This window comes from Flavobacterium sp. ASW18X (assembly GCF_005144745.1).
GTDB lineage: Bacteria > Bacteroidota > Bacteroidia > Flavobacteriales > Flavobacteriaceae > Croceivirga.
The window spans coordinates 271982-286509 of the sequence record NZ_SWKK01000004.1; the positions used below are offsets into that span (position 1 = coordinate 271982).

General features: G+C 35.7%; 12 protein-coding genes. 3 read left to right on the forward strand and 9 right to left on the reverse strand.

The window, feature by feature from the left end:
* Positions 1–137: 137 nt before the first annotated feature.
* From FBT53_RS03985 to FBT53_RS04005, 5 genes are all read right to left on the reverse strand, one after another.
* Positions 138–1157, reverse strand: a complete 1020-nt coding sequence (locus FBT53_RS03985; protein ID WP_136949869.1) for an AI-2E family transporter — start codon at positions 1155–1157, stop codon at positions 138–140.
* A gap of 55 nt (positions 1158–1212) precedes the next feature.
* Positions 1213–1365: a YqaE/Pmp3 family membrane protein gene (locus FBT53_RS03990; protein ID WP_136949870.1), complete on the reverse strand. Its 153-nt coding sequence runs from the start codon at positions 1363–1365 to the stop codon at positions 1213–1215.
* 108 nt (positions 1366–1473) lie between these two features.
* Positions 1474–2109, reverse strand: a complete 636-nt coding sequence (locus FBT53_RS03995) for a DUF1989 domain-containing protein (RefSeq protein WP_136949871.1) — start codon at positions 2107–2109, stop codon at positions 1474–1476.
* A gap of 1 nt (position 2110) precedes the next feature.
* Positions 2111–2800 carry a guanitoxin biosynthesis heme-dependent pre-guanitoxin N-hydroxylase GntA gene (gene gntA, locus FBT53_RS04000; protein ID WP_136949872.1) on the reverse strand — a complete coding sequence of 230 codons (690 nt, stop codon included), beginning with the start codon at positions 2798–2800 and terminating at the stop codon, positions 2111–2113.
* A gap of 153 nt (positions 2801–2953) precedes the next feature.
* On the reverse strand, positions 2954–3760 hold the full coding sequence (locus FBT53_RS04005; protein WP_136949873.1) for a glucose 1-dehydrogenase: 807 nt from the start codon (positions 3758–3760) through the stop codon (positions 2954–2956).
* 217 nt (positions 3761–3977) lie between these two features.
* Between FBT53_RS04005 and FBT53_RS04010 the strand changes: the two genes are divergently transcribed.
* Positions 3978–5042: a leishmanolysin-related zinc metalloendopeptidase gene (locus FBT53_RS04010; RefSeq protein ID WP_136949874.1), complete on the forward strand. Its 1065-nt coding sequence runs from the start codon at positions 3978–3980 to the stop codon at positions 5040–5042.
* 54 nt (positions 5043–5096) lie between these two features.
* Here FBT53_RS04010 and FBT53_RS04015 read toward each other — a convergent pair whose 3' ends face one another.
* The 3 genes from FBT53_RS04015 to FBT53_RS04025 all read right to left on the reverse strand — a co-directional run bounded on the left by FBT53_RS04015 (position 5097) and on the right by FBT53_RS04025 (position 10038).
* Positions 5097–5996, reverse strand: coding sequence for an EamA family transporter (locus FBT53_RS04015; RefSeq protein WP_136949875.1), 900 nt, complete (start codon positions 5994–5996; stop codon positions 5097–5099).
* A gap of 74 nt (positions 5997–6070) precedes the next feature.
* Positions 6071–6643, reverse strand: a complete 573-nt coding sequence (locus FBT53_RS04020; RefSeq protein WP_136949876.1) for a DUF4494 domain-containing protein — start codon at positions 6641–6643, stop codon at positions 6071–6073.
* A gap of 131 nt (positions 6644–6774) precedes the next feature.
* Positions 6775–10038 (reverse strand): sensor histidine kinase, encoded by a 3264-nt coding sequence (locus tag FBT53_RS04025; protein ID WP_136949877.1) that lies wholly within the window; start codon positions 10036–10038, stop codon positions 6775–6777.
* A gap of 416 nt (positions 10039–10454) precedes the next feature.
* Here FBT53_RS04025 and FBT53_RS04030 point away from each other — a divergent pair, with 416 nt between their 5' ends.
* Entirely contained in the window at positions 10455–12053 is a 1599-nt protein-coding gene (locus FBT53_RS04030; protein ID WP_136949878.1) for a hypothetical protein, read from the forward strand.
* Between the two features lie 40 nt (positions 12054–12093).
* Here the strand turns inward: FBT53_RS04030 and folE are convergent, their stop codons facing one another.
* Positions 12094–12798, reverse strand: a complete 705-nt coding sequence (gene folE / locus FBT53_RS04035; RefSeq protein ID WP_136949879.1) for a GTP cyclohydrolase I FolE — start codon at positions 12796–12798, stop codon at positions 12094–12096.
* A gap of 793 nt (positions 12799–13591) precedes the next feature.
* Between folE and FBT53_RS04040 the strand changes: the two genes are divergently transcribed.
* Positions 13592–14467, forward strand: coding sequence for a hypothetical protein (locus FBT53_RS04040; protein WP_136949880.1), 876 nt, complete (start codon positions 13592–13594; stop codon positions 14465–14467).
* Positions 14468–14528 lie beyond the last annotated feature (61 nt).

Genomic DNA, 14528 nt, shown 5'->3' on the forward strand with positions numbered 1-14528 from the left:
ATACCCATTCCTATAAATAAAAGAAGTAGTAGTTATAGCTTATTTGTAAATAGCTGAAGATATTTGGGATATTAATAAGGTAAAACCTAGTGACTGTGCAGTTTGGTAAGAAATAGCAAAACAAACAGTATGTTAGTTTATTCGGTAGATTTTAATAGACGCTCTTTATAAATAAATTTAATCAATACAATAAGAATAGCTATAATGGGTACCGCTAAAATTAATCCCAAATAACCGGTAAACAATCCTAACACAACTTGCGCTAACAATACCAAAGCCATGGGCATAGCAATCATTCTCTGATTAATGTAGGGTGTAATAAGATTACTTTCTACAAATTGTATTCCAATGTAAAGTAGTATAGTGTATAAAGCTAGTTGCGGGCTAATAGAGGCTGCCAATAACACTGCAGGAATTAAAGATAATAACGGACCTACATTAGGTATAAATGATACCAAAGCCGCAAAAATGGCTAAGGTTATCGCTAATGGAACGTCTAAAATCAAAAGTCCTACCAAGGTTAACAATCCAACTACACTCATAGAAAGAAGTTTACCCATTAGCCAATGCTTAAGGGTTGTTCCTAACTTATTAATAAGTTCAGCAACATCCTTTTGATAAGTTTTAGGAAATAAACCCGTAAAACCTTTAGTATAAACGCTTGGTTGTATAGTGAAAAAAGCACCTAAAAATAGTATTATATATACATCACCAGCAATACCAAAAAACGAACTAAAAAATTGTTTAATAAATTTTCCACCTTCATTTTGATTGCTTAATTGTTGTTGTAGAGGCTCTACCAAGACACCAAACCATTGGGTGTGTTTAAATTGGTTATTTAGCTGTTTTGCCGCTTTAGGTAACTCCTCTTTTAATTGTGGTATCTGGCTTTCCAAGCTTGGAACCACTAAAAAACCTAAAATTATAAAGAAAAGAAGTGTAGCTAAAAATGCAAAACCTAAAGAAACAGAGGTGGATAATTTTGTTTTGCGTTGAAACCAGCTTTTAATTCCATGAAAATATAAGGCAATGAGTACAGCCGCTAAGAGGAGCAATACTACTTTGAATGCTTTGATGAAAAAAATGATAAAAACCACCATCAGCAAAGCTATTGCGATAACGGTGGTTAGTTCTTTTACACGTTTGGAAGCATCCATGGTAGGATAGATTCTCTTTGTTATAGATGTTGTAAAGGCTAATGCCCTAAATAGTTTACTTATTTACAATAAAAGCATGAATTACACCTGGTAACCAGGCAAGAGCGGTTAATAGAATACTTATCAGCAGAGTAAGGCCTAATCCGTGTTTAAGTCCAACTGCTAAAGGTGGTAACAATATGTTAAGTAAAATTGTTGCTAAAGACATAATTGTGTTGTATCGTTTTTTAATTTACTAGTTGGCCTCAAAGTTAGAAATGGGAATAACCTAGGCTGTGCTCATATGATTATTTAGTGAACTCATTTGTGATTGACGCTAGTAATCCATTCCAAATTCTTCAGGTTTAACTTTTTGATTTTCAGGAATATTTAATTTCTCCATTATTTGGAATCCTATGGGTTTAAAACTCCCCCCATTACTATCTTTGGCGCTACAGGCCGTAAGTGCCACAATAACATCAGTCAAAGCTTTAAATATAATAATGTCTCCCGCCTTACTGATGGGCGGGAGCACTTCTATCTTACCGTCTAAACCTACGTTCACATTCATAAATATGTTGAAAGCTGTAGGTATTTCATCTGCCTTAATTCCGTAGGGAGCTAAAGCGCACTCTAGATTGTTTTTACAACTATGTGTTGTATCATGGTCATCATACAAATACATAAAGGTTTCCTTACTACAAGGTGCTAAAAGAAAATCGTGCTGTTTTACATCATCATAAACAATCTCTAATAACTTATTACTGCGGTTACTCCAGATGTAATTACCTGTAGTTAATCTAATGGTGCCTTCAAAATCCAAGGTTTTCCCAGAAGAAATATGTTCTCTGGTATCATTTGCAGCAAACAAAACCATATCAGACACTTGCATACCTTGTATATCTTGTACACATAGGTATTGCCCTTTTGTTAGTGTAAAAGAAGTTCCGCTTCTGGGTTCAATTGTAGTCATATTATATTTTTTGAAAAGGACATTTCCAATTTAAATTGTTGTTTTTACCAGAGTACTGTAGTGCTTCACTAGCTATACCATGGTCTTGCAAAACGGGATTAATGCTTCCGTTTTTCTCCAAATCTCTTTGTCTAATATGGTCTCTCACATTTTCAAACAGGCCTTCTTCTCGTAGGCGCTCAAATTGCCAATGCAGATTAAACGCAATCATAGGGTAGGGGCTTCGTCTTGCGTTTCTTGAACTATTAGGATGCATACCAACAATGTAAAAGGCTCGTCCCTTTATGCTAAAACTGAAATCAGGACTTTCTGGATTGCTAGAAACTGTAGGGTCCCATTGTTTGTCATCCTGTAGATGCATATTTTGCAATAATGTCCACAATGCGTTCTCAAAAGCTTCCTCTGTAGGAAAATCATCTGCCGGAAATGCGGCTAAATACGTCTCATAACGGTCATTTGTAAAATCGTAATCTTCCAAGTAGGATTCAATGTGCTGCAATAATTTTGCAGCTGTATCATTACGTTCCATAGAACCGTACACATGATAGGTCATTCTATCCATTTTAAAAAGTGATTTCGCCATAACGCAAGGATGGTCTTGGTCTACCAAAAAATGTTCTAGCGCATCTTCAAATTTTTCTCGGGTCAAGATTAAATCGCACGTACTCGTTTCTTTTTCAATTAGCCTCATTTTTAGTGTGTTTAGGTGTTCTGTTATCGTTTGCTGGCGAGGCTTGATTTGTGTATCAAAAGTACAGGAAGTATCTAGGGATAGGGTGTCTATATTAGCGAAAGGTTAATGCAATTGCAATGGTCATATCCATTAATTTTTATGGCAAATGAATTAACCATTACCTTTAAAGCCAGGGTAGGTGGTCATGCCTCCATCTACATAAATGGTTTCTCCGTTTATGTAATCAGAATGGTCAGAAGCCAACCAAGCGGCCACTTCTCCAATATCTTTAGGTTGACCAATACGGCCGTAGGGAATTAACTTTAGCATTTCTTTTCGCTCTTCTTCTGTATCCCTAGCGTTCTCATTAATCTTTGTAGCTATAGCTCCAGGAGAAATAGCGTTACAGCGAATTTTATCTACTGCATAACCTTGGCAAATACTTTTCATAAGCATATCAATCCCGCCTTTAGAAGCGGCATAATTTACATGACCGGACCATGGAATTACATCGTGAACAGAACTAATATGTATTAATTTACCAGCTGCTTTAGAGATGTGGTCTCGAACACCTTGTTTCAAAAATAATTTTACTGCTTCGCGAGCACATAAAAATTGTCCTGTCAGATTTATATCAATAACTTTTTGCCAATCCTCTAAGGCCATCTCGTGCAGTTTATAATCTATTTGTATACCTGCGTTGGGCACCACAATATCTACAGCATCAAACATTGCAATTGCTTTTTGAAACAGGGTGATTACGTCTTGCTCCTTGCTTACATCCCCTTTTACAGCAATAGCGTCAGTGCCAAAACTTTTTAATTTTTCCACAGTTTCTTGAGCCCCTTCTGCATTAGAATGGTAATTAACAACCACTTTAGCACCAGCTTTACCCAAGGCAAAAGCAATACCTTGTCCAATTCCAGAGCTGGCCCCTGTAACTATAGCAATCTGATTATTTAATGTGGTCCCTTCCATATTCTAAGTTTTACCCTATAAAATTAGGAGCAATAGGGTAGTGCAATTAATACAAATACAACTAAGTTTAACTCCTTAAGCTTTTTAGAAAATGACGAACGCGTTTAGTAATACAAAAGTGTTAATTAATTGTAAAAAAATCATATATTTAGCGAAACGAGAACGAATTGTAGTATTCCTACGCAATTCCATTGAATAACTCTTAATGACTAATTAAATGATGAAAAAAAACTTGCTTAAAAATCGTTTTTCTGCCGTAACAATGGCTTGGAAAACCATGACTTTGGGTGTTTTATCGGGTCTCTTTTTGTTGTCTTCTTGTACAGAAGAAACTACAGCGGAGGTAGAAGAAACGGTATTAGAAAGCCAACAATTAAGTTTTACCTTAGCCCCAGACCCAAGTGAATTAATTGTGGTAGAAGGAACAACGGATGCTGGTGCAATAGAGAAAACAACTTCTGCTGCAGGACCAGATAGAGGTAGATTTAATATCACATTAAAATATTTAATTCCACCTTCTGAAAGGCAACAAGCTGTATTTGAAGCAGCTGCAGAAAGATGGGAGCGCATTATTATAAAAGATGTGCCTTCTTTTACTGGAACATTACCTTCTGCTTTTCAAGGTGTACCTCCTGTATTGGATAATGAAACTGTAGACGACGTCATCATAGAAGTAGTATTAGCCCCAATAGATGGACCTGGACAGATTTTAGGACAAGCTGGTCCACGTTTTGTGCGTACTAGCGATTATCTTACACTTTCTGGTGTTATGTTTTTTGATATTGATGATTTAGACTTTTTAGACCAGATAGATTTGTTTGAAGAGGTTATTGTGCATGAAATGGGTCACGTTTTAGGTGTTGGCACTTTATGGAATGCTGGTGGACGTACTTTATTACAAGGGTCTGCAGAGGAACCGTTTTTTGCAGGTAAAAAAGCTAACGTATTCTGGAATGCAGAAGGTGGAGCATACGAACTACCTATAGAAAACACTGGTGGTCCTGGTACCGCTTATGGCCATTGGAGAGAATCTGTATTGAATAACGAGTTAATGACGGGCTACTTAAATTTGGGAGAAAACCCATTAAGCAGAATTACAGCTGGTTCCATGAAAGATTTAGGCTATGGAGCTGCTAGTGTAGGAGAATCTTATGATTTACCAAAAGGAACGGAAGGTGTTAATACCGCCGTTACAAGAGAGGCCGATGGTGATATGGGCATTCATATTGCAGAACGAGAAATATTATTACAACCTATAGGTGTAGTGAACATAAAAAAGTAAATACTACTTTCTAAAGATTAAAAACCCATCTAAACAGATGGGTTTTTTAATATTTTAACTATACAGAATAAGGAACACGCCAAGTAATACTCCACATAAAGGAACTAGTTTTTTACGTTTGTTTTTTTCTTTAAACAAAACACCACCGAGTAATACTGCAATTAAAAGCTGACTCCTTTTTATGGCAGATAAAAGCATAATTAATGCTTCTGGGTCTTGTAGCGCTTTAAAGTAAAAATAGTCGGCAAACTGCAGTAATACACCTACAGCTGGGATGCTCCATCGCCAGTTGAACGACAAGTTACTACTGCTGGTATTCTTATATTTAATAAGGACTATAAGTCCAACCAAAAGCATAGTATAGAAGCAAAACCAAAATTGTAGCGTTGGCGGATTTAATGTTAATGATTGTATTAAAAATTTATCATACAAACCACTAGATGCCCCTAGAAAGGTAGCAGCAATAATGGCATAAATCCATTTATTACTTTTAAATATAATACCTTCTTTTTTGCCTATTTGTGAGTACAGAAAAACAGAAAGTATAATTAAAAAGAAACCAATCCATTGAAAAGCATTAGGCCTTTCTTGGTAGATAAGAATGGCACCTAAAAATGTAAAAAATGGCCCAGCCGAGCGTATGGGAGTAACTATGGTAATGGGCAAATGTTTTAGCGCTTGGTAAGCCAAAACCCATGAAGAAGCCATTATCATAGACTTTATTAAAATATAACCATGAACCTTTGCTGGAACAGGGTTGACCATTAATTGCAAGTTTTGCATGGTTTCTGGTGTCCATAGAGAACCTAAAAAAATAGGCAAAAGCACTAAAAAGCCAGCCGTAATAGTGCCTAATAGCACTCCGTACACTTCATTATTACGTACAGCATGTTTTTTGCAAAGGTTGTGTAATCCTAAAAACAATGCTGCTAATAAGCCTAGATACATCCACATACGGTTCGCAAAAATATTGGTTTAAAAAAACCGCCAATGCAAAAATTGACGGTTTCCAAGTATTTAAATGATTTTTATTCTTCTTCTTCTGATGCTGCTACTGCAAGCACATCTGCTAGCTCTAAAGTCTCATCCATTTCGGAACTTAAGGGAACCGAGTTTTTAGCCGCATTAAATTTTTCTATGCGTTCTACCTCATTTTCATCGCCAGAAAAATAAGGAAAAACGTCTACGATGGGCGATTCTGCTATAGCAGGAATGGTATAATCTCCCATAGTACCTTTCATCACCTCAATGGTATTATCATAAGCTTCTTTAACGTCATTGGCTTGTACTAATAAGTACATATTGGTTTTACGCTCCTTGCCACTTTCTTCATCATAAGCAATAAGACTCACACGACTTTTAAACCAACGGTCTGTATTCTCAAAAGGGTGTATTTCTGCGTAATTAGCTACTTTAATATTAGTGATTTTTATCTCCTCACTATCACTTAAATAGGCTTGCATCTCTTCTGTAATTCTACTTTCCGCTTCTGTATAAGAAATTGCATCTACTAAAAAAGGCTCTGTTTTAACCTTTTGTGTGCCTGTAGCTTCGTCTAACTTTCTGTATTTTACTTTACACTCGTACCAGGTGGCGCTCATATCTTTTGTTTTTGGGGTGGCAAAGATAAAACTCACTTAGGCCACTGAAAGAACTTTTGAACAAAGAGATATTCACATTATTTTAATACCTAAATTATAGTGTTGCTAATGAGTATATTATAGGTTGTTTTTTAAGAAACAAGAGAAGTTTCTGAGTGATAAAACGGATTTGTATTGAGTTCTTTATAATATGGAAAAACAACGGTAAAAGTAGTGCCAAAACCAAAACCTTCAGATGAGGCTTTTATAGTGCCCTCATGAGATTCTACAATTTGCTTTACCATATACAAGCCTAAACCTGTGCCCTTTACACCAGAATGAAAACGCATAAAAGGAGCAAATAACTTTTCTAACGCATTTTGGTCCATTCCTAGGCCATTATCGGTTACAAAGAATTTTATAGTATTGTTTTGTACCAAAAAATCTACCGTAATCTCTGGATGGGTTTCGTTACCCATATACTTTATGGCGTTATCCAATAAGTTGCTGAATACCTGTAAAATTCTGTTTTTATCACCCTTAATTACGGGCATATTGTCTGCAATTTTTACTTTAATATTGGAGTTATTTAGCTTTCCTTTTACCGTATTATGCGCTAAATCTAATACCTTATTCATATCTAGCGGTTGCATATGGTTTTCTATCTTACCTAATTTGGCAATTTTAGTAATATCCGTGATTAAATCGTTCATAGTATGGCAAGACATGTGTATCATGTTAACATACTCTTGCAGTTCTGGCTGTTTTTCAGGGTCTATCTCTGTTGCGATTAAATTAGTAAGCGCTTGTATACTTCCGGTTGGACTCTTTAAGTCATGCGATATGGCAAAAGCAAATTTTTGAATTTCAGCGTTTTTCTCGCTTAATTCTTTAGCAGCCACACTAAGTTTTTTCTTTTCTAATTGTAATTCGCTTGTGCGGTCTGCAATTTGTACTTCTAGTTCTTCTTGATACTTTTTTAATCGGGCTAAACGTAAAAAATGGACCAAGTATATCAGCAATGCAATTGATAAAATGGTTATCATTTTAAACCACCAAGTTTTCCAAAAAGGTGGAGTAATGGTAATGTATAATTTCGCTTCATCCGTACCCCAAATTCCGTCTGTATTCGTCGCTTTTATCCGGAGTATATATTCTCCGTGATTTAAGTTGGTATACGTAGCTCTGTTATTAGTACCTACATAATTCCATTGCTTTTCAAACCCTTCTAAATAATAAGCATAATTAATACGTTCTGGATGACCGTATTCTAACGCATTAAAATCCACACTGAAGACTGAATGTTTATGTGATAAGGTAACGGAATTGCATTCCGTTATTTGTTTATCTAAAATTCCAGAATCATCATAAGGGAGTACCTCTTTATTAAATATTCTTAGATTTTTAAGCACTATTTGGGGTTGCTCACTGTCTTTTTTAACTTCTTCTGGATTAAAAATATTAAAGCCATTACTACCTCCAAATAACAACGTATGGTCTTTGGTGTAGAAGGCGGAACTTCTATTAAATTCATTACCTTGTAAACCATCGGACCGATTGTAATGGAGGGTTTCTTTTGTAGCATCATTGTACTGTATTAATCCGTGCCCCGTACTTAACCAATGATATCCGTTTTTATCTTGTACTATAGCTTTAATAGCATCGTCTATTAAACCTTCTTTTTTAGTAATAAATTGAAATTTATCTGTTATCTCATCGTATCTATTTAATCCAGATTCTGTACCCACCCAAATTACATCATCATTATCTTGATATATAGACGTCACAAAATCGTTTGTAAGGTCATTATTTCCGTCCTTATGATATTGTTTTACATCCCAACTGCCTGTAGTAGTTTCTATAATTTTATAAAGTCCTGTATTTTGTGTGCCTACCCATATAGCGCCATCATTAGCGATTAATATTCTGGAGACACTTGTTGCCAATCCCGTCCCTTTTTCAGTGGTTAGTGGTATGGTACCATTTGCCTTTGTAGTAGGATTATACCAATGTAGCCCACCCAAAAAGGTAGGAATCCAAATTCGGCCTTTAGCATCTTTAGCCATGGCAAATATGTGGTTGGCTTCTAGGAACGAATTTTCCGTAGTCAAAACCTCATAATTCTTTGTTTTTAGGTTTAATATACCCAATCCATGAGCCCAAGACCCAACATACAGGTTACCATCCCCATCTGGTAATAAAGAAAGTACCACATTGGTGTGTAGCGTATTGTTATCTAAACTATAATGGGTAAACGTATCTGTTTCCCTATTCCAATAATTCAATCCACCACCATCAGTGCCGATATAAAGATTATTGGCATCGTCTTCATAAAAGCAATGTATTATATTATTATTAAGCTTATCTGGCCTAAAGGGGTTCACCTTTACGTGTTCGAATTTGTGATAATTGGGGTCATAAATACTTAGACCATTTTTAAACAATCCCAACCACATTACATTGTCTTTACTTTGGTATAGACTCCAAATAGAATTGCCGATAGGGGATTGGGGTATAGTTATATCATTTTTATAAACTTTTACGGTTTCCGTTTTTGGATTATAAATAGCAATCCCTGCATTTTCACTGCCACACCAAATATTACCGTGGTGGTCTGTGGCAAGAGAAAGTATGGTGTGGTTAGGAGTAACCATCACCTCTTTAGCTGATAAATTTTTGTCCTTGGTTAAATCTAGTAATATTAATTTGCCTGTTCTGGTACCTAATACTAAGGTATTGCCATCGGGCGTTAAAAAAGATTCTTGAATAAATTCATTAGTTTTAAAGACTTGACTCCCCTTGTTTTTTGTAACAAAAAATACAGTCCCTGCAGTGACTACAAAGTAGTTACCGCTATTTTGATACTCGTGTATACCAAATATAGTATCATCTTCTTCTGAATCTTTTAGATTAGAAAGCGATATTTTTATGGTTTCACCACTTACCGTATTATGCTTAAATAAGCCATTTCTAAAGGTGCCTATCCATAAAGATTCGTCCTTTTGATATAGTGCATTAATGTATTTAGACTGTAAAAATTGGGATTCTTCTTTGAAAGGATAGGGTTTTACTACATCTAAGGCTCTATCGTAAATACTTACTCCGTACAACGTTCCTATAATAAGGTTTTGGTCCTCATTTTCTATAAAACACTTAATGTAACCATCCGTTAGGCCAATTTTGCCGTCAGTACTCCCCGCAAAGAGTCTAATATCACTACCATCATAACGGTATATACCATTGGTAGTTCCCATCCACATATACCCTTTACTATCTTGTAAAATTTGGGTAGACGAAGCTTGAAAAACGTCCTTAGCAATGGGGTAAAAGGCAAGGGAATCTTTAGCAGACTGCGCTATGCAATACCCACTCCATAGCAGTATCAGGACAAAAACAATAGGGGCGTTTTTAGACATTATGCAGCTTTAAGAATATATTTTGTAATACTTAACCTACAAATAAAACAAATTATTTTCGGATATCTATAAATTTGTTGGGAAAGGTACGCAAGTTGTGGTCGTATAAAGATACAAATTATTATCAAACCGCATCGTTACGGCTGTTATGTAAGATTTTGTGCAATTGTGTACTCCTCTAATTATTGAGATTACCACACTATTGAACTCAAAATCAACTGGATATTCATCAATTATTTTCGATATATCTCTAATATAATCGTTAACAAAAATAAAGCACCAAAGATTTAAACAATCACTTCCAAGGTTTAAGGTTACAATCCATCTTATTAAATCTACAGTTGAGTAAAGACGATTAGGTTTTAGTTACTTCCTAAATGCATCTTTGCAACCAACTAACACACAACACCGTCATCATGAAAAAAACAATCCTTTTATTATTTCTTCTGATAATCGCCCAAGGACAGGCCCAAATGGAAACCAGCGTATCAGCTACGCAATGGCAAGAAGATTTAAGCTACTTACAATACCAAGTACACACCAATTTTCCATTCTTATTTAAAAAAGTAACACAAGAAAATTGGGATAGGGCAGTTGACCAATTGCATCAAGAAATTCCAAATATGGAGCCGCATGAAATTAAAGTAGGCTTCTCTAGAATTATTTCTTTATTTAAGTATGGACATACTCAAATCCCCTTTAGTACGTTAGGTAAAGCAGGAATACTGCCGTTAAACCTATACCATTTTAAAGATGGTGTGTTTGTGGAAGGTACAACTAAAGAGCACCAGAAAATACTCGGTGCTAAACTGATAAAAATAGGGGAGTACCCAGTGGCGGAAGCTTTAGAACATATTTACCCAGTAGTACCTGCAGAAAACGATAGCTATTTTAAAGCATATGGATTACGATTTTTGACTATACCAGCTGTGTTGCATGCACAAAACGTAATAGACACCTATGCGGATGCTGTAACCATGACTTTTGAAAAGGAAGGTCAGCAGTTTACATATTCGTTGCCACACATAGCCTATAAAGACCGCTCTACGGATTATTTGTTAACCATACCAAACCAGAATTGGATAAGTGCCAGAGATACTACAGAAACACCTTTGTACCTTAAAAAATTGAACGACACCTATTTTAATTTTGAATATTTAGAGGATTCCAAAACGCTTTACGTACGCCAAAGCTCTGTTTTTAATCATGAAACGGAAACCATCAAAGACTTCTACAATAGACTGTTCGCCTTCGCGGATGAACACGAAATAGAAAAATTTGTATACGATGTTCGTCTAAACGGTGGTGGCAATAATTACAACAATAAAGGTTTAATACAAGCCATACTTGCGAGGCCAGATTTAAATAAAACCGGCAAATTCTTTTACATTACGGGAAGACAAACATTTTCTGCCTGCCAAAACTTAACAAACGAAATAGAAAACTACACCAATGCTATCATAATAGGGGAGCCCACAGCAGAGAATAAAAACTTCTATGGCGATACTAAAAAGGTAACCCTACCCAATTCAAAACTAAATTGTTATCTATCTTTTGCCTGGTGGCAAGACATGCCGCAGTGGGAAAATGCAGATGCCACGGTCCCTATTGTAGCTATTGAGCCCACTTTTGAGGAGTACCAAACCAATCAAGACCCCGTTTTAGCATTTATTCTAACTCAGGATATGGACGGATTCATGGCAGACCCCATGGCACATTTAACACAATTATTTATAGAAAATAAAATTGATCAATTGCGTACCGATGCTGCACAAATTATGAGCAATCCCTTATACGAGCACATTCCGTTTGATGCGCATTTTATGCAGGCAGTAGAAAACCTAGCGTTCCAAGGGCAGCACCAAGGCGTTTTATTAATATACCAATTGCTGTCAGAGTCGTACCCGGAGGATGTTACGGTTTGGGAAAACTTAGGTAAGGCCTACGAAAAACTGAACCAAAAAGAACTTGCGCAAAAGGCTTTTAAAACGGCAGCACAATTGCGCAAGGAGTAGCATTAATTGAGTATTAAAAAGATTTGCAGGAAGTTTACAACTAGTTAGTAATATAGTTGTAGAGTTCCTGTACTTTTTCTGCTTGTTTAAATTGCCCACCGTAAAACGAAGTTACCGTTGCAGACGTATCATCCTTAATACCTCTAGAAGACACACATAAATGTTTGGCATCTATTATAACAGCAACATCTTCCGTTCCTAAAATTTCTTGCAATTCTAAACCTATTTGGTTGGTTAAACGCTCTTGCACCTGTGGACGTTTAGCAAAATACTGTACCAAACGGTTTAATTTAGAGAGGCCAATCACCTTACCAGAAGAAATGTAGGCCACATGCGCTTTACCAATAATAGGCACAAAGTGGTGCTCACAGTTAGAGTAAAAAGTAATGTCTTTTTCTACCAACATTTGGTTGTACTGGTATTTATTGTCAAACAGGGCCACCTTAGGTTTATTGGCAGGGTCTAAACCAGAGAATATCTCGTCTATATACATTTTGGCTACGCGGTTTGGTGTACCTTGGAGGCTGTCATCTGTAAGGTCTAAGCCCATAACATCCATAATTTGGGCAAATAAATGCGCAATTTGCTGCTTTTTTTCTGCATTACTCAACAGAAAAGCATCTGGTTTCATGGGTGTAGCTACACCAGTATACAGATGGTCATCTCCAATTTCTTCGTGACTGTGGGTGTCTAGCAAACGTGTACCGTTTACCAATTCTTCTAAAACTAAATCTTTTTCTTTCATAGCGTTTTAATTCCAGTGGAATTCCTAGTAGGAACTCCCAGTTCAATTAAATTTTGAATGAAGATACGTATTATGTTTAATAAATATAATTAATAGTTAAACATTTTAAGTAGAGATTGTGAAATCTGAGGAATTAACGGAGTGGTGAATTTTGCTATAGAGTTGAAATAAAGCAGTTTATGAAATAATTTATAGTGCAATTAAGAAAAATGACCAAGCTACTGGTTTTGCGGGAAAGAAAGTGAATTGTGATATAGAATGTAAAACATTATCTCTATGTCAGATAAAATGGAGGTGTGAAGCATTACAATACTCTATTGATAAACAATAAGCAAGTGTGGTGAATAACTATAGCTCATGTTTTTCATTAAACTAAGTACTAGTCAAGGGAGCCGCACAAATCTCGCTGTCAATCTTAAAATTTTACTAGATTTTCTAGATTGCCACGTGTACTATAATGTATCGTGTTATGTTCACTTTGCTTAGGTAAAGCAAAGACTATATAACTAGATTTCTCCTTTAAATTTTTCTTCTAAAAAGCCTATTTGTAAGAAAATGTAATACTGTTTTGCCGTAGCGACAAAGTTGCGTAGGTAAAAGTGTATGAAATGGCATTAAAACCCCAGAAAGTCTAAGGTTTTTGTGCAATGGATTTTAACAATCAATTTCTATATTGAAGTACTCCAAACCATTGACTTACTTTCTTCTGCTTTCTCCCCCAGAAAATACCTATTAGAGGGTATATTTTAAAATTGATTTATAGTATAATTTCTTCATATTAAAATCGATAAGAATGAAAAAAGTAGTAACAATTATTATTTGCCTCCCAATATTGGCTTTTTGTCAAGAAAAATCAGAAAAGGAAGCAAAAAGTGTAGCAATTGACTTGGGTGACACAAAATCTTGTAACTATTTCAAAAGTGAAAACTTAAACAAAAAAGATAAGCAACCCAACAGAGCATTTTTTGATTATGTGTATACTGTAACAGCTGAAGTTGGGGCATTCACAATAATTGGAAAAGGTCCGGAACTGGGACATACTAAAGAACTTGATGTTATTTTGAACAAGGAAGGTTTTGGAACAGATAAATTATACAAACTAAGAGTTATTTGGGAGGATTGTGATGGATTAATTGATTCGAGGAATTCATTCAAAGTTAAAACTTCAAATAATGTTTTCGTCAATCTCAAAAACAACGGGAGAACTTATAACCCATTGAATTCGATTTCATTGATAACTGTACCTTTTAAGATAAGACCTAAGGTAAATGATGATATTTTGGGAAGGTCGACTTCGGGGTTAAACAATGTTGGGTTGAATTTTGATTTAGGTTACCTACAACGCGAAAAATACTTCTTTAACGGTAAAAAATCCACAAAAAGGGCGAGTTGGGGATTACTTATTTCTCCATCGGTTGAAACCATCAAGTTTGATGAGTCAAACGAAAATGAAACGGATTTAGAAGATGGAGAGGAAAGTAATCAGTTTTTTATTTCTGGAGGTCTGACCTTGAATTATATCTACAATGGAATAAGCTTTACTCTAATTCCAATTGGGGTGGATATTGCTACAAGCAGTATTGGAAGGGCATGGGACTTCAATGGAAAACCTTGGTTTGGCTTCGGGATTGGATTGGAACCTAAGTTTCTTCAGCCCAAGGTAAAATAATCTAAAAATTAGGATAATTAAAGGTCGAGAATAACTCTTTTGAGGTTGATTAGTTCCTCAT